Source organism: Promicromonospora sp. NPDC019610, assembly GCF_044389365.1.
In the GTDB taxonomy this organism is placed as follows: domain Bacteria; phylum Actinomycetota; class Actinomycetes; order Actinomycetales; family Cellulomonadaceae; genus Promicromonospora.
The window spans coordinates 2,509,555-2,525,110 of record NZ_JBIRXX010000001.1 but is presented as its reverse complement, the minus strand read 5'-3'; the positions used below and the strand labels follow the sequence as shown (position 1 = coordinate 2,525,110).

Below are 15,556 nucleotides of genomic sequence, written 5' to 3'. Positions count from 1 at the left end.
GGGCTGCGCGGCGGGCGGCTGCGGTGGCCGCTCCATGAGTTCGGTCCGTTGCCTCGAGACCGGTCGGTCGATCGACCGATCTCGACGCAACCGACCGATTTCAAGGCAACCGACCGATCTCATCGACGCCGGAGGGCGCGGTAGGCCGGAGGGCACGGAAGGCGGGAGCACACGGAAGGCGGGAGGGTACCGAACGGAGGTGCGCTTCTACCCCGTCATTGGGCCCGGAACCAGGCTGGTTTCGGGCGCAATGACGGGGCAGAAGCGCACTCCGGCGTGCGGCTAGTCCAGGAGGAGTTCAATCTGGGCCAGGGCGGCCGGCTCGGCGAGCTCCAGCCGGACGGCGGTCAGCGGAACGGGCTCGTCGAGCACGAAGGGACGCAGCTGGCCGGGCCAGCGCCACTCCTCGCCGGACCGCTCGTCGAGTACCCGGCCGTCGGCCGCGACCAGTCGCCAGGCAGACGGCGGCTGCCCCGTCCCCGCTCCGTCCGCCGACGCCGCTGCCACCGCCGACTCCGAGGCCGCCGCCGACTCCGAGGCCGCCGCCGACTCCGAGGCCGCCGCCGACTCCGAGGCCGCCGTCTCGGGGGACGGGCCCGAGGTCAGCGTGTAGGCGCGCAGCACCGCGCCTGCCGGGGCGTCTGCTGCGGGCACCCACTCAAGGGTGCCGTCCACCTCCGCCGACGTCGTGAGGTCGCCGTCGGTCAGGTGCGGCAGGACGTCGCCCTCGGCGCCGCGCCAGCCGCCGTCGGCACGCCGCCACGGCCGGTCGGACGCCGGCCGGAGCGCACCGGCAGCATCAGCTCCGACGACGGCGGCGCCGGCGACACCCGCGGAGTCGGTGCCTGTACCTGCGCCAGCGGCACCGGGTGCGCCGGCACCAACCGCGGCACCCGCACCCGCAGCAGCCGGCTCGCCGTCGTCCGCGGGCACACCCCAGCGCGTCGGCACGTCCGACAGGGCGAAGCGGAGGGTCGCTCCCCCGACGAGGTCGGCGTTGTCGACCGACGGCTCGACCACGACCCGGCCAGCACCAGCACCAGCACCAGCACCAGCACCAGCACCAGCACCAGCACCAGCCGACACCTCGAGCCCCGCCACGTACACCCGCTCGGCCGCACCCGGCGCCTCGATCACGAGGTCACCGTCGGGCCGGTGCACCACCGCCCGGTCGAACAGCGGCGACGTGACCGCCCAGCGCGGTGAGCCGATCTCCAGCGGGTACAGCCCGAGGGCGGCCAGCACGTACCAGGCCGACATCTCGCCGTTGTCCTCGTCGCCGTGGTACCCCTGCCCGATGTCGTTGCCGGTCCACAGCCGCGTCAGGATCTCGCGCACGACCTCCTGGGTGCGGTCCGGCCGCCCGGCGACCGACCACGTCCAGGCGATGTGGTGCGACACCTGGTTCGACTGCCCGAGCTGGCCCAGGCGCACGTCACGCGCCTCGAACATCTCGTGGATCGGGGTGCCGTAGCTGCCGGGCTTGTCGGCCCGCTCGGGCGCGGCGAAGAACCGCTCCAGCAGCCGCTCCAGCCCGGCGCGCCCGCCGTGCAGGGCGGCCAGCCCCGCACCGTCGTGCACGGGGTGGAACAGGAAGTTCCAGGCGTCGGACTCGGTGTAGTCGCCGCCCCACGCGTCCGGGTCGAACGGGGCCGGGTCGAAGGCACCGTCCCGGGCGCGGCCGCGGAAGAATCCCGTGGCGGCGTCGAAGAGGTGCACGTACCCGAGCGCGCTCTGCCGCAGGTAGGCGGCCTCGTCGCGCAGGGAACGACGGCGCTCGTCCGGGGTCCCGGGGGCCTCCGCGAGCGCCTGCGCCATCCGGGCCAGCCCGGCGTCGTTGATGTAGCCCTCCAGGCTCCACGACACCGACTCCTCGACGTCCCGCGGCACCCAGCCGTGCGTGAGGGCGAAGTCCTGGCCCTTGCGCCCGACGCCGGACCGGGTGGGCAGCGCCGTGGCGTTGCGCAGCCCGGCGTCGTAGGTCACGAGCGGGTCGGGCAGGTCCACGCCGCGCAGGTACAGATCGGCGAAGGCGACGTCGGACGACGTGCCCGTCATCAGGTCCGCGTAGCCGGGCGACGACCAGCGGGCGACCCAGCCGCCCTCCCGGTACTGCTGCACGAACCCGTCGGCGAGCCGGCCCGCGACCTCCGGGTACAGCAGCGCGTAGGCCGGCCAGCAGGTGCGGTAGGTGTCCCAGAACCCGTGGTTGACGAACATCTCGCCGGGCACCACCGGGGCGCCGTCGAGCACGGGCGAGGCGTGCACGGGCGCGCCGTCGGCCCCGACCTCGGTGTACGACGACGGGTACAGGTTGAGCCGGTACAGGTTCGAGTACAGCGTGACCTGCTGCTCCTCGGAGGCGCCCTCGACGTCGAGCACGCCGAGGCGCTCCTCCCACTGCGCGCGGGCGGCGTCGGCGACCTCCTCGAACGTCCCGGACACCTCGCGCTCCAGCGCGAGCCAGGCCAGCTCCTCGCTGATGTACGACGTCGCCACGCGCACCTCGACGGTGCGACCCGCCGCGGAGGCACCCTCCAGGGCCACCGTCGCGTACGTCGCGTGGTCCCGCCCGCGGGCGCGGCCCGTGCGCAGGACCCGGCGGGAGATCCGGCCCACGACGTACATGCGGCTGCGGCCCACCGACAGCGGGCTGCCGTGGTCGGACCAGCCGCTGAGCGTGCCGTCGTCGTGCACGGTGACGGAGACGGGCGGGCCGTCCGCCCGGGAGTCACCCACGGCGTCGATCAGCAGGTGCCCCGCCGTGGCGCCGGGCGGGAACGTGAACCGGAGCACGCCGCCGTGGTCGGACGCCGCGACCGCCACGCGCGCGCCGCCGTCCAGGCCGACGTCGTACCGGTGCGGCCGCGCGGTCTCGTCGTCGTGCGAGAAGCCGATCGAACGGGCGTCGAGGCCGGCGTCGGGCACGCCGTCGGCGCCCGCCGAGCCCGCGGGCACGAGGTGGAACGCGAGCTGGTCGCGGTCCCCCATCCACGGGCTCGGCTCGTGCGAGATGCCCACGCCCTGCAGCCGCGGCCGGTTGTCCGGTCCGTTGTGCGCGGCCCAGGAGTACAGCCAGCGCTCGGAGGCGGCGTCGGTGAGCGGGACCCACATCGTGAAGCCGTTCGGCACAGCGGCCGCGGGCACGTTGTTGCCCCGCGAGTAGGCGCCCGAGGAGTGGGTGCCGCGCCGGGTGTCCACGAGGTCCGCACGGCCGTTGACCGTGCGCGCGACGCGCGGCGCCACCGACACCGTGTCGAACCACGCCTCGGTGCGCCCGCGGTCGGGCGCGGCGGTCACGGCGGCGGCCGCGCGCACGCGGCGGCCCGGCAGCGCCCGGGCCACGGGGCCCAGGTCCACGCGGACCAGGTTCCAGTGGTCGGGCACCAGGATGCGGGCCTCCCCCTGCCCGACGGCGGTCGCGGGCATCCCGTGCTGGTCCAGCAGGTCGCGGCCGGGGTCGGTCGCGGAGAGCCACGTGCCGTCGTCGAGCAGCAGGTCGAGCGCCACGTAGGTGGAGCGGTAGGTGAGCTTCTCGTCGAGCACGGGCAGGACGGCGTAGCGCAGCTCGGTGCCGGCCTCGACCGGGACGTCCAGCCCGTCGAGCAGCACGGTGCGGCCCTCGCCGCGGTGCCGCACGCGGGTGGCGTGCTCGCTGGTCAGGCCGGCGCCGGGCCGGCCGGCGGGGACGTGGGCGGGCCCGGTCATGCGCGAGCCTCTGACAGCGCTGTCGTCGCAGCGGGCGCGGCGACGTCGGAGTCGTGGACGATTGCAGTTGGCCTTTCGTCGCGGGCGCGAGGCGCCCTGGTTGGTCTCACTGGTCGGCGAGCAGCTTGTTGCACTCGTCGACGGCGGCGTCGAGGGCCTCCGACGACGTCTTGTCGCCCGTGATCGCCGCCGCGAGCTGCTGGTTGATGACGGTGGTCATGGCCTCGCTGATCTCGACGGGCTGCAGCACCCGCGCCGTGGTGAGGTTGCTGAACGCGATCGCCTTGGCGTCGCCCTGCGGCGTGCCGTCGCTCTGCGCGAGGTCCGGGTTCTCCTGCGAGGCCTCCGTGGACGGGAACACGCCCGGCACCTCGGCCGAGAACGCCTCCTGGTTGACGGCGTTCGTGACGTACCGGGCCAGTGCCACCGCTGTCGGCAGGTTCGCGGACGCGCTCGAGACCGACAGGCCTTGGACGTACAGCGGCGTGGCGCCCATGTACGGCGAGGAGGTGATCTTGCCCTCCAGCGCCGGGTTGCTCTCCAGCACGCTGTTGATGAAGTTGCCGCCGCCCGTCGACCAGGCCACCTTGCCCTCCGCGAAGAGCTGGCTGTTGCCGAGGTAGGCGTCCGTGAGCACGTCGTCGGGCATGAGGCCCTCGGCGTAGGCGTCCCGGTAGACGTCGAGCAGCGCGGCCGCCTCGGGGGTGTTGAACGTGAACTCGGTGCCGTCGTCGGACAGCACGGGGATGCCGGCCGCGGCGAAGTCGCCCACGCCGGGCTTGCGGCTCATGAGGTACGCGCCGGTCGCGTCGTGCATGATCCGCGCCTGGGTGACGAGCTCGTCGAGGTTGGTCGGCGGCACGGCCGCGTCGAGCCCCGCGTCCTGGAACATCGCGCTGTTCCAGTAGTTCAGGTCCGTGGTCAGGTACCACGGGAAGCCGAACGTGCCCTCCAGGCCCGCGTACCGGTAGGCGGCCAGCGCCCCGGGCACGTAGGTGTCCTCCAGGGTGTCGTCGACCGTCGTCAGGTCGGTGAGCAGGCCCTCGCGGGCCAGCGCGAGCGCGAAGTCGGGCGGCAGGTTCGTGACGTCGGGCAGCTCGCCGGCGGCGGCCTGCGCGAGCACCGTCTCCGAGTAGCCGTCGCCGGGCTGGTCGAGCCAGAGCACCTCGGTCCCCGGGTACTCCCGCTCGAAGTCGGCGATGACGTCCTGGACGTAGTCGGTGAAGCGGGGCTTGAGCGACCACGTCTGCAGCGTGACCTCGCCCGTCACGTCCTGCGCGCCGCCGTCCGGATCCGCCGCACCTCCGCCGCCGAGGGTGCAGCCGCCCAGGGCGCCCAGAACGGCCAGGGCCGTCGCCGCGGCCCCGAACCTCGTGATGATCATGGACAGTTCCTTCCGGCAGAGGCCGCGTCGCGTCTGGGGTCGATGTCGCCGCTGCCGAGCCTACGGGTGGCAGGGTGCCCGGACCGGCCGGGCCGGCAGCTCACCCGGGTGAACTGCCGGTCCGGCCAGGCCGGCGCTACGCCGGCGCGAAGCGCAGCGTGCGCACCTCGAACGGGCTCAGCTCGACCGTGACGGCGCCGTCCGCCGTGACCTCGACGGCGCCGCCCTCGACGTCGTCCTCGATGAGGCTGACGGTCCGTGCCCCGCTCACCGGCGCCGCCACCGTCACGGTGCCCGACGCGCGGCGGCCGTGGGCCTCGTACACGCGCACCACGAGGTCGCCCGTCCGGTCGTCGGCGAGCTTGACGGCCGACAGCGTCACGCCGCCGGACACGCCGACCAGCGGCTCGACGCCGCTCGCCCCGCGCAGCTCCCGGGTCCGGGCGCCGAAGGTCGCGCCCGCCTCGGTCGCCACGGCGGTGTCGGCGCCGACGACCAGGCCGTACCGGTGGGTCTGGAGGCCCTGGTCGGTCTCCGGGTCGGGGAAGCGCGGCGCCCGCAGCAGCGACAGCCGCACGGTCGTCGTCACCTCGGGCGCGCCCGGCGCCGGCGCCACGCCCTGCTCGGACACCTCGCGCGTCACGTCGTAGGCGTACGACGAGTCGTTGACGAGCCCGACGCCGAAGCCCGGCTCCTCGGCCAGCAGCCACTTGTGCATCGACGTCTCGAACTTGGCGGCTTCCCAGCTCGTGTTGGTGTGCGTGACCCGCTTGTGGAAGCCGAACTGCGTCTCGGCGGCCACGTGCTCGGCCCGCACGTCGAGCGGGAAGGCGACCTTGAGGAACTTCTCCGTCTCGTGCCAGTCCGTCCGCAGGTCCACCTCCAGGGTGCGGCTGCCCGGCGCGAGCGTGATCACCTGGTCCAGGCTGGACGCCGAGAACTGCCGGTGCACGGCCACCACGGCCACGCCGTCCTCCACGGCGCCGGTGACCTTCTCGGCCTCGCGCAGGTCGGTCACGGAATTGCGGTAGAACCGGTCCACGTCCCAGGCGTCCCACTTGTTCGGGAAGTCCTGGTGCAGCTGCAGCACGTTCGCCACGCGGCCGGGCGCCACCGCGTCGCGGCCGGTGGCCAGGTCGACGGCGGACGTCACGTGACCCGCGGCGTCCAGCGTGACCCGGACCAGCTCGTTGGCCAGCACGTACCCGCCGTCGGGCAGCTCCTCCAGGGTGCTCGACGCCGCCGCCGGGGCGGACGCCGGGGCCACGCCGAGGGCCGGCACGCCCGCCTGCGCGAACACCGCGGGGTTGGCCCGCAGCGCCACGTCGCCCTCGCCGACCAGGGTCCGCAGGGAGCGCTCGATGATCGCCTGCGCCGCCTCCGTGATCGCCGCGTGCTGCGCCACCGCCTCGCGGTGCACCCAGGCGATGGACGTGCCGGGCAGGATGTCGTGGAACTGGAGCAGCAGGACCTGCTGCCACAGCGAGTCGAGCTCCTCGTAGGGGTAGTCCGCCCCGGTGCGGGCCGACGCCGTGGCCGCCCACGCCTCGGCCTCGACCAGGAGCTGCTCGTTGCGGCGGTTGCCCTGCTTGGTCCGGTGCTGCGAGGTCAGCGTCGCGCGGTGCAGCTCCAGGTACAGCTCGCCCACCCAGACAGCGCTGTCATCCGTCCCGGACGCGGCCAGCTCCGCGCGGGCGCGCTCGAAGAACGCGTCCGGGTGCTCCCAGCGCACCTTGGCGCTGCCCTCCAGGCTCGCGAGCCGCTTCGCCCGGCCGGTCATCTCGCGGGTGGTGCCGCCGCCGCCGTCGCCGTAGCCGACGGGCGCGATCGAGCCCGTGGCGCGCCGCGACTCGCGGAACTGGCGGGTCGCCCTGGCGAGCTCGTCGCCCGAGAGCTGCGAGTTGTAGGTGTCCATCGGCGGGAAGTGTGTCAGCACGCGCGAGCCGTCGATGCCCTCCCACCAGAACGTGTGGTGCGGGAAGACGTTGACCTGGTTCCAGGAGATCTTCTGCGTGAAGAACCAGTCGAACCCGGCGCGGCGGACGAGCTGCGGCAGGGCCGGCGAGTAGCCGAACGAGTCCGGCAGCCACACGCCGTGCGACCGCTGCCCGAACTCCCGCTCGAAGAACCGCTGCCCCTGGGAGAACTGGCGTACCAGCGCCTCGCCCGACGGCATCACCGTGTCGGACTCGACCCACATGCCGCCCAGCGGCAGGAACCGGCCGGACGCGACGGCCTCCTTGACCCTGGCCCACACCTCGGGCCGGTGCTCCTTGACCCACGCGTACTGCTGCGCGGACGACATGCCGTACACGAAGTCGTCGGTGCGGCCGATGAGGTCGGCCATGGACGACGTCGTGCGCGCGACCTTGCGGATCGTCTCCCGCACGGGCCACAGCCAGGCGGAGTCGATGTGGGCGTGGCCGACGGCGGAGATCTCGTGGGCGCTGTGCTCGGCGGGGCTGGCGAGCACGTCCGCGAGCGCCGCCCGGGCCGCGGCGGCGGTCTCGGGGATGCGCTGGAGGTCGAGCACGTCGAGGGCGTCGTCGAGCGCCTGCAGGATGCGCATCCGGCGCGGGCCGGTGGGCAGCTCGGCCTGGAGCTCCAGCAGCACCTCGACGTCGAGGGCGAGGTCGTGCACCTCGGACTCGAAGATCGCGAGGTCGATGCGCCGGGTCGTGTACAGGGGGTGCGGGGACGAGGTGGCGGTGTCGCCCTCCGTCGTCCGCTCGAAGACGTTGTGCCCGAGCAGCACGGGGTTGGACGCCGCCTCCAGGTAGAGCTCGACGCGCTCGCCGCCGGCCGCGGCGTCGGCCACGGGCACGTGCTGGTTGCGGGGGTTGATCGACTTCACCGGGCTGCCGTCCGGCGTGTAGACCAGCGCCTCGGCCTGGAACCCGGTCCGGTCGACGTCGAACCCGAGGTCGACCACGGCCTCGACGGTGCGTCCGGCCCACTCTGCGGGCACGGTGCCCGTCAGCCGGAACCAGGTGGTGCCCCAGGCCGGGCCCCACAGGGTGCCCACCTCGTACGGCTGCATCGCGAGGGCCAGGCCCTCGGCCGGCGGGATCGGCTCCCCCGGCAGGGCGTGCCACTCGACCTCGAGCGGGACCGACGTCTCGTGGACCGCGGGCCAGATCCGTTCGGTCAGCACGCGGTGTGCGCGCCCGGTGGTCAGTGTGATGTCGTCGTGCATCGAAAGGGCCTCCCCTGTTTCACCGTTGAACGCACGCAGGCTAACCCAGAGTCGCGCCCTCGTCGGGAGGGCGTTCGGCAGGTGTCGGACGGGGTCCCCGGTGGGACTCCGGTGGGCGTCCGCACCCCCGGGGGGATGAAAGGATGGTCCCCATGAGCACGAGCGACGAGACACCCACCGGCATCGAGGCTCCGGTGGGTCCTGACCAGGCCACGCGGGACATCGCGGAGGTCGCAGCGGTCGAGGTCATCACCACGGCCGCCGTCCACCTGATGAGCGCCGCTGCGGTCAAGTGCGGCCTGGCCGAGGGCGACGACGCCGAGGAGCTCAAGGACCTCGACGAGGCGCGCAAGCTGATCACGGCGCTGGCCGCGCTGGTGGTCGCGAGCGCCCCCGACATCGGCAACCAGCACGCCCGCTCGCTGCGCGACGGCCTGCGCAGCCTCCAGCTCGCGTTCCGGGAGGCGTCGGTGATCCCTGACGCGCCGGGCGAGGGGCCGGGCGAGAAGTACACGGGTTCCGTCGTCTGATGTCCGAGGTTCCCGTCGAGGCGGTACCGGAACCGGGGCGGGCGCCGCGGCCCCGTCGGGGTGGTTCCCGGGTGCTCGCCATCGTGCTGGTGGCGACCATCGCCGTCGGCGCCTACCTGTGGCTGACGACGGTCCGCTGGCAGCGCACGGCCTCCGACTGGGAGGCCGAAGCGCACGGCTACGCCGACGAGGTCGCGTCGCTGCGGATGCAGCTCGACGGCGCGAACTCCGAGCTGGAGGCGGCACGGGACCAGCTCTCCACGGCGACGTCGCGGATCACGGACCTCGCGAACGAGAAGGCGCAGCTCGGTGACGAGAACGTCGCCTCGCAGCAGGTCCTCGACTACCAGACGCAGGTCAGCGGGGCCGCGGCCACCGTGGCCTCGGCGCTGGGGCAGTGCGTGTCGGGCCAGGAGCAGCTCGTCGGCTACCTCAAGGAGGCCGACCAGTACGAGCCCGCCGACCTGGCCCGCTACGAGCGGGAGGTCAACGCGTTGTGCGCCGACGCGGAGGACGCCAACGAGGCCCTGCAGCGGGAGCTGCGCCAGTGAGGTGGAGCGCCCGTTCGCGCGCCGTCCTCGCGGGACTCGTCCTGACCGGGACGCTCGGCGGGTGCGGCGTGCTGCCGCCCCTGCCGGACCCCGTGCCGAGCGACATCGTGCCGTCCACGCCGGTGGACCTGTCCCCCGCCGCCGGCGGGGACGCGCTGAGCCCGGACGGGTTCGACGCCGTCGAGCGGATGGCGGTCCGGATCCGCAACGTGGGCTGCGAGGAGCTGTCGACCGGTTCGGGCTTCGCGATCGACGAGCACACGCTGATCACCAACAAGCACGTGGTCGCGGACTCGAAGGACCTGGAGGTCAGCACCTACGACGGGCACGACATCACCGTCGGCGCCACCTCGACCGCCGGCCTCGCGGACCTCGCGGTGGTCCGCACGACCGACCCGCTGCCGTCGCACCCGGAGCTCGCGAGGTCCGACCCGGAGCGGGGCGACCACGTCACCGTGGTGGGCTACCCCGCGGGCGGCGAGCTCACCGTCACCGAGGGCGAGGTCATGGGCACCACCCGGGACCCGCTGAACGCCAACCTCGGCGAGGTGCTCCTCACGGACGCCCCCGTCGAGCCCGGGTCCTCCGGGTCGGCCGCGCTGGACGACCAGGGCCGGGTGATCGGCGTCGTCTACGCCAAGACGGCCGACGACAACAGCCTGCTGGTGCCGCTGTCGACCCTCCAGGACATGCTGGCCGACGACACGGCGTTCACGCCGGCGAAGGGCTGCTGAGCGGACTGATAGCGGGAGCGATGGACCCTCCGGCGGGCACGATGTAACCTTGGCAATGCGACGGGCAGTAGCCCGGAGAAGTGGACCCGAGACCCATCCGGACGGTTGTGGCGCTCGGGTTTCGCGCTGCCTGGACACGAACGACGGTTTCTAGACCTCGATGACCGACTCGACCAGCGGCAACGCCCGTCGGCGCCAGTCGCCGCTTCGTGCCCACGCCCAGCCGATCACGTCCGGGATCGCCAACAGCGGCTCCTGGGCGGCGCGCTCGTGCAGGTAGACCAGGTCTGGACAGGCATGCTCCTTGATCAGCCGGGCCAGGTCCCGCCGGTCACGCTCATCCATCGTCTCGTCGGCCTCCAGGCAGAGCTTCGTGTGCCCGGACGCGGCGATATCGGCGACCATCGAGTCCAGGCACGCGCGGCGGCGGTCGATGTCGCTCTTGTAGCCTGCCCCGGCCCGATAGATGGTCGCTGATTCGCCCTCGGCGCACAGCACCGACAAGATCTGTCGCCGCCGGGAGCTGCTCTCGGACTTCATGTGCAGACGGCGCTGACCCGGTAGGACGAGCGAGCGGATCGTTCTTCTGACGGTCGCCAGCCGCGCGGGCTCGATCGCGGCGGCGATCAGCAGGTAGTCCCCGCTCTTGGACTCGTCGACGAACACGTGGGCAGGCAGGGCTCTCTCACTCTCGCGTCAGCATGCGGCAGAAGAACAATGATTTCACTCTTCACCTGTGATAGCGCGGGATGATGAGAGATGTTGCTTATACGCAAGAGGAGCGCCTCTTTGGGCCGGCTACCTGCTTCAGCGGGCCGCGCCGATGCGGAGCTCCAGGGAGTCCACGCGTGCGGAGATCACCTCGGACGCCGCCAGGCGGGCGTTGACCTGCCCCAGCACCGCGTCGAGCCCGGCCCGGTCCAGGCCCGGGTCCAGGGCGAGCACCACGGCGACCTCGGCCTTGCGGCCGGGCTCGGCGTGCGCTCGCACGACGTGCTGCACGGGTGCGGCGGCGACCGCCACCTCGGACGCGACCTCGGGGTCGACGGCGAGCCCGTCCTCGTGCGGCACCAAGGCGGGCTGCCAGGGCTTGCCCTGCGCCAGTGCCCATACGGCCGGCCGCGGGACCAGCACCGTCACGGGCCCGGCCGGGTCCACGACGATCAGCGCCCAGTTCTCGTTGACCGCCGACAGGGCGGCGCGGGTCGCCTCGACCGGAACCGGTCGGGCGTCGGCGCGCCACGCCTGCATGGTCGCCACGGAGGTGAAGACCGGCAGGGCGCGGCGGCCGTCGGGGGCCTCCAGCGCCACGACGCCGGAGGACGCCTCCTTGTCCACGGCCAGCCCGTCGGCGTTCTGCTCGACGGCGCCGGCCTCGGCCAGCACCGGCACGAGCACGCGGGTCTCGGCCAGCCGGGCGACGACGTCGCGCAGGGGAACCGTCCCGGTCGAGTGACCCTCCAGGAGGCGGGTCAGCTCGGCGTCGGCCGAGCCGTCGTCGCCCGCGAACTGGCTGGACGGCTGGATGGACTTCACTCGGCGACCCCGTCGCCCGCGGGCTCAGCAGCCCCGTCGGTACCGGTTGCGGGGCGCCCCGCGACGTCGAGCGCCTCGGGGAGCGTGAAGGCGCCCGCGTACAGGGCCTTGCCGACCACGGCGCCCTCGATGGTGCCGAGGGCGCGCAGCGCCCGCAGGTCGTCGAGCGAGGAGATGCCGCCCGAGGCGACGACGTGCGCGGGGGTGCGCGCGGCGACGTCGGACAGGAGGTCGACGTTGGGACCGCGCAGCGTGCCGTCCTTGGTCACGTCGGTGACGACGTAGCGGGCGCAGCCCGCCTCGTCGAGGCGGCCGAGGACCTCCCAGAGGTCGCCGCCCTCCTTGGTCCAGCCGCGCGCGGCGAGCGTGGTGCCCCGCACGTCGAGGCCGACGGCGACGCGGTCGCCGTGCTCGGCGATGACCTTGGCCGTCCAGGCCGGGTCCTCCAGGGCGGCGGTGCCGAGGTTGACGCGGCGGGCGCCGGTGGCCAGCGCGCGCTCCAGCGACTCGTCGTCGCGGATGCCGCCCGACAGCTCGACCTGCACGTCCAGCTCACCGACCACGCGCGCCAGCAGCTCCGCGTTGGACCCGCGCCCGAAGGCGGCGTCGAGGTCCACGAGGTGGACCCACTCGGCGCCGCCGGACTGCCAGTCCAGGGCGGCGGTCAGCGGGTCCCCGTACGAGGTCTCCGAGCCGGCCTCTCCCTGGACGAGGCGGACGGCCTGGCCGTCGGCCACGTCGACGGCGGGCAGGAGCACGAGTCGGTCGGTCATGTCTCTCCAAGTTCTGTCGGTCGAAAGTGTTGGGTGCTGGGTCTCTGCGGGCCGAGCGTCTCCGCGCGACACATACCCAGCACTCAACGGTCAAGCGAGGGTGCGGAGCCAGTTCTCCAGGAGCTGGGCTCCCGCGTCGCCGGACTTCTCGGGGTGGAACTGGGTCGCCGCCAGCGGGCCGTCCTCGACCGCCGCGACGAACCGGCCGCCGTGGTCCGCCCAGGTGACCCGCGGCGGCGTGAAGACGCCCACCGCGTTCTCGTCGTGGCCCTTGGCGAACGTCTGGGCGGCGTACGAGTGCACGAAGTAGAAGCGCTCGCCCTCGATCCCGGCGAAGAGGGCCGAGCCCTCCGGTACCTCGACCGGCGACCAGCCCATGTGGGGCACCACGTCGGCCCGCAGCCGCTCGACGACGCCCGGCCACTCGCCGATGCCGTCGGCGCGTTCGCCGTGCTCGACCCCGGCGTCGAACATGACCTGCATGCCCACGCAGATGCCGAGGACGGGGCGGTTGCCGGCCAGCCGGCGGCCCACGACCTCGTGGCCGCGCACCGCCGTCAGACCCGCCATGCACGCGGCGAAGGCGCCGACGCCGGGCACGACCAGGCCGTCCGCGTCCTGCGCGAGGGCCCGGTCGGCGGTGAGCGTCACCTCGGCGCCCACCCGCTCCAGGGCACGGACGGCGGACCGGACGTTGCCGAAGCCGTAGTCGAGGACGACGACGCGCGCGCCCACGGTCAGATCCCGTCCTTGCTGTCCGGGCCGGTCTCGCCCTTGCCCATGCTCTTGCGGGCCTTGCGGGCGGCGGAGGTCAGCATCCGCATCGCCTTGAACTTGCTGATCGAGTCCGAGCCGACCACGCCCTCGATGTCCGCGACGGCCGTGGCGCCGGTCAGCAGGTCGACCACGTTCTCGGGCGCGCCGCCCAGCACGAGGCCCGGCGCGAGCTCGTCGCCGCGGACGCCGTCGGCGAACCGGACCGCCGTCATCTGCTCGCCCGTGCGGGTGACCAGGACGAGCGGGACGCCCCGCACGAGCTGGGAGATCGCCGCGGCGGCCCGCTCGGGCGCGTCGCCCGACCGGTCGCGCAGCACGCCGACCGCGCCGACCGAGGTCGGGACCGCGTCCAGGTCGAGCTGGGCCAGGGAGCTGGCCGCCGCGAGCGGCTCGGCGCCGGCGATCTGGGTGATGATCGCGGCGAACTCGGGCTCCCCCGTGCCGGTCAGGGAGGACAGGTCGTCGGGGATCTCGAGGTTGTCGAGGTCGAAGTCGGGCAGGTCGTCGCCGGCCGGCGTGCTGCTGTCGGACCCGTCGTTCGCGGGCCTGGGGCTGTCGGACATGGCTGCTAGAGCGCACCCTTCGTGGACGGGATGCCGTCGACGCGGGGGTCGACGGCCACGGCGGCGCGTAGCGCACGCGCCAGCGCCTTGAACTGAGCTTCGACGATGTGGTGGGGGTCGCGTCCGGACAGCACCCGCACGTGCAGGCAGATGCCCGCGTGGTGTGCGATGGACTCCAGCACGTGCCGCGTCAGCGACCCCGTGAAGTGCCCGCCGATGAGGTGGTACTCCTGGCCCGCGGGCTCGCCCTCGTGCACCAGGTACGGCCGGCCCGAGACGTCCACGACCGCCTGGGCGAGCGCCTCGTCGAGCGGCACGAGCGCGTCGCCGAACCGGGAGATGCCGGCCTTGTCGCCGAGCGCCAGGCGCAGCGCCTCGCCGATGCTGATCGCGACGTCCTCGACCGTGTGGTGGGCGTCGATGTGGGTGTCGCCGGTCGCCTGCACGGTGAGGTCGATCAGCGAGTGCTTGCCGAGCGCCGTGAGCATGTGGTCGTAGAACGGCACGCTCGTGCTGATCTCGGTGCGCCCGGTGCCGTCGAGGTCGAGCTCGACCAGCACCTTCGACTCGGACGTGGCGCGCTCCACGCGGGCTGTCCTGCTCATGCCTGGTCCTCCCCCTGCTCCCGCAGTACCTCGGTGAGCGCCGCGCGGAACGCGGCCATCTCGGACGACGTGCCGATCGACACCCGCAGCCAGCCGTCCGGGCCGGTCTCCCGGATCAGGACGCCGCGGTCCAGCAGACCCTGCCACACGGCGTGCCGGTCGCCGAACGTGCCGAACAGCACGAAGTTGGCGTCGGTGTCCGCGACGTCGAACGGGAGGCCGTCGGGGAGCCGCTGCTCGCGCAGCCAGGCGACCGTGGCGTCCCGCTCGGCACGCAGCGTGGCGACCTGCGCCATCAGCGACTCGCGGTGGCGCAGCGCGGCGCCGGCCGCGGCCTGCGTGATGGCGCTCAGGTGGTACGGCAGCCGCACGATCCGCAGGGCGTCCACGAAGTCGGGCGACGCGACCAGGTAGCCGAGCCGCGCGCCGGCCGCCGCGAACGCCTTGGACATCGTGCGCGAGACGGCCAGGTTCGGGTACCGCTCCAGCAGCGCGACCGCCGACGGCGTCCCGGGGCGCCGGAACTCCGCGTACGCCTCGTCGACCACGACGACCGGGCGCGCGCCGTCGAGGTCGACGCCGAGCGCCGCCTCGCAGACCGCCTCGACGGTGGCCGTCGGCAGCGCCGTGCCGGTCGGGTTGTTGGGGCTGGCCAGCAGGATCACCGACGGGCGGACCTCGCGGATCTTCGCTGTGGCGCGCTCCGGGTCGAGCGTGAAGTCGTCCTCGCGGCGGCCCACGACCCAGGTGGTGTGCGTGTCCCGCGCGTACTCCGGGTACATCGAGTACGTGGGCGCGAACGACAGCGCGGTGCGGCCCGGGCCGCCGAAGGCCTGCAGCACGTGCAGCATGACCTCGTTGGACCCGTTCGCGGCCCAGACGTCACAGTGGTCGAGGCGCACCCCCGTCTCCAGGGTGAGGTAGTCCGCCAGGTCCTGGCGCAGGACCGTGGCGTCCCGGTCCGGGTAGCGGTTCATCCCACGGGCGGCACGGGCCACGTCCTCGGCGATGGTCGCGACCACGTCCTCGCTGGGCGGGTACGGGTTCTCGTTGACGTTCAGCAGCACCGGGACGTCGAGCTGCGGCGCGCCGTACGGCTCCTCGTCCGCCAGCTCCGGGCGCAGGGGCAGCCGCACCGCGGACGCCGTGGCGCTGTCTTCCGCGCCGTGCTGGTCGACGGTGTTGGTCATCACCGCACC

Annotated in this window: 13 protein-coding genes; 3 read left to right on the top strand and 10 right to left on the bottom strand. The window is 73.5% G+C overall.

The window, feature by feature from the left end; genetic code table 11:
• Window positions 1-282 precede the first annotated feature (282 nt).
• The 3 genes from ACH45N_RS11245 to ACH45N_RS11235 form a co-directional block, all read right to left on the bottom strand.
• On the bottom strand, window positions 283-3,708 hold the full coding sequence (locus tag ACH45N_RS11245; protein WP_397393627.1) for a GH92 family glycosyl hydrolase: 3,426 nt from the start codon (window positions 3,706-3,708) through the stop codon (window positions 283-285).
• A gap of 106 nt (window positions 3,709-3,814) precedes the next feature.
• A complete protein-coding gene (locus tag ACH45N_RS11240; protein WP_397393625.1) occupies window positions 3,815-5,092 on the bottom strand; it encodes an extracellular solute-binding protein in 1,278 nt (425 codons plus the stop codon).
• Window positions 5,093-5,228: 136 nt separating this feature from the next.
• Window positions 5,229-8,288, bottom strand: coding sequence for an alpha-mannosidase (locus ACH45N_RS11235; RefSeq protein ID WP_397393623.1), 3,060 nt, complete (start codon window positions 8,286-8,288; stop codon window positions 5,229-5,231).
• 152 nt (window positions 8,289-8,440) lie between these two features.
• Between ACH45N_RS11235 and ACH45N_RS11230 the strand changes: the two genes are divergently transcribed.
• The 3 genes from ACH45N_RS11230 to ACH45N_RS11220 are packed head-to-tail and all read left to right on the top strand — an operon-like array spanning window position 8,441 to window position 10,103.
• Entirely contained in the window at window positions 8,441-8,818 is a 378-nt protein-coding gene (locus tag ACH45N_RS11230; RefSeq protein ID WP_285101551.1) for a DUF1844 domain-containing protein, read from the top strand.
• The gene (locus ACH45N_RS11225) at window positions 8,818-9,369 is read left to right on the top strand and encodes a hypothetical protein (RefSeq protein WP_397393621.1); all 552 of its coding nucleotides are present in this window, start codon (window positions 8,818-8,820) and stop codon (window positions 9,367-9,369) included. The genes ACH45N_RS11230 and ACH45N_RS11225 overlap by 1 nt, the downstream gene beginning before the upstream one ends.
• The gene (locus ACH45N_RS11220) at window positions 9,366-10,103 is read left to right on the top strand and encodes a S1C family serine protease (RefSeq protein WP_397393619.1); all 738 of its coding nucleotides are present in this window, start codon (window positions 9,366-9,368) and stop codon (window positions 10,101-10,103) included. Before ACH45N_RS11225 ends, ACH45N_RS11220 begins: the two co-directional genes overlap by 4 nt.
• Window positions 10,104-10,253: 150 nt before the next feature.
• On the opposite strand, the gene ACH45N_RS11215 is transcribed toward ACH45N_RS11220, so the two are convergent.
• From ACH45N_RS11215 to ACH45N_RS11185, 7 genes are all read right to left on the bottom strand, one after another.
• On the bottom strand, window positions 10,254-10,769 hold the full coding sequence (locus ACH45N_RS11215; protein WP_397393617.1) for a hypothetical protein: 516 nt from the start codon (window positions 10,767-10,769) through the stop codon (window positions 10,254-10,256).
• Window positions 10,770-10,910: 141 nt separating this feature from the next.
• On the bottom strand, window positions 10,911-11,639 hold the full coding sequence (locus ACH45N_RS11210; RefSeq protein WP_397393615.1) for an SseB family protein: 729 nt from the start codon (window positions 11,637-11,639) through the stop codon (window positions 10,911-10,913).
• Window positions 11,636-12,412 (bottom strand): bifunctional 1-(5-phosphoribosyl)-5-((5-phosphoribosylamino)methylideneamino)imidazole-4-carboxamide isomerase/phosphoribosylanthranilate isomerase PriA, encoded by a 777-nt coding sequence (priA, locus tag ACH45N_RS11205; RefSeq protein ID WP_397393613.1) that lies wholly within the window; start codon window positions 12,410-12,412, stop codon window positions 11,636-11,638. Before priA ends, ACH45N_RS11210 begins: the two co-directional genes overlap by 4 nt.
• A 90-nt stretch (window positions 12,413-12,502) precedes the next feature.
• Window positions 12,503-13,147: an imidazole glycerol phosphate synthase subunit HisH gene (gene hisH / locus ACH45N_RS11200; protein ID WP_397393611.1), complete on the bottom strand. Its 645-nt coding sequence runs from the start codon at window positions 13,145-13,147 to the stop codon at window positions 12,503-12,505.
• 2 nt (window positions 13,148-13,149) lie between these two features.
• Window positions 13,150-13,752, bottom strand: coding sequence for a hypothetical protein (locus tag ACH45N_RS11195; RefSeq protein ID WP_397393609.1), 603 nt, complete (start codon window positions 13,750-13,752; stop codon window positions 13,150-13,152).
• A 5-nt stretch (window positions 13,753-13,757) separates the two neighbouring features.
• A complete protein-coding gene (hisB, locus tag ACH45N_RS11190) occupies window positions 13,758-14,357 on the bottom strand; it encodes an imidazoleglycerol-phosphate dehydratase HisB (protein WP_285101537.1) in 600 nt (199 codons plus the stop codon).
• Window positions 14,354-15,547, bottom strand: coding sequence for a histidinol-phosphate transaminase (locus ACH45N_RS11185; RefSeq protein WP_397393852.1), 1,194 nt, complete (start codon window positions 15,545-15,547; stop codon window positions 14,354-14,356). Before ACH45N_RS11185 ends, hisB begins: the two co-directional genes overlap by 4 nt.
• Window positions 15,548-15,556 lie beyond the last annotated feature (9 nt).

Bases quoted from the DNA above. Each gene is read 5' to 3' on its own strand.
- ACH45N_RS11195 (WP_397393609.1), bottom strand. From the start codon at position 13,752: ATGTCCGACAGCCCCAGGCCCGCGAACGACGGGTCCGACAGCAGCACG.
- hisB (WP_285101537.1), bottom strand. From the start codon at position 14,357: ATGAGCAGGACAGCCCGCGTGGAGCGCGCCACGTCCGAGTCGAAGGTG.
- ACH45N_RS11240 (WP_397393625.1), bottom strand. From the start codon at position 5,092: ATGATCATCACGAGGTTCGGGGCCGCGGCGACGGCCCTGGCCGTTCTG.
- ACH45N_RS11225 (WP_397393621.1), top strand. From the start codon at position 8,818: ATGTCCGAGGTTCCCGTCGAGGCGGTACCGGAACCGGGGCGGGCGCCG.
- ACH45N_RS11235 (WP_397393623.1), bottom strand. From the start codon at position 8,288: ATGCACGACGACATCACACTGACCACCGGGCGCGCACACCGCGTGCTG.
- ACH45N_RS11185 (WP_397393852.1), bottom strand. From the start codon at position 15,547: ATGACCAACACCGTCGACCAGCACGGCGCGGAAGACAGCGCCACGGCG.
- ACH45N_RS11245 (WP_397393627.1), bottom strand. From the start codon at position 3,708: ATGACCGGGCCCGCCCACGTCCCCGCCGGCCGGCCCGGCGCCGGCCTG.
- priA (WP_397393613.1), bottom strand. From the start codon at position 12,412: ATGACCGACCGACTCGTGCTCCTGCCCGCCGTCGACGTGGCCGACGGC.
- ACH45N_RS11230 (WP_285101551.1), top strand. From the start codon at position 8,441: ATGAGCACGAGCGACGAGACACCCACCGGCATCGAGGCTCCGGTGGGT.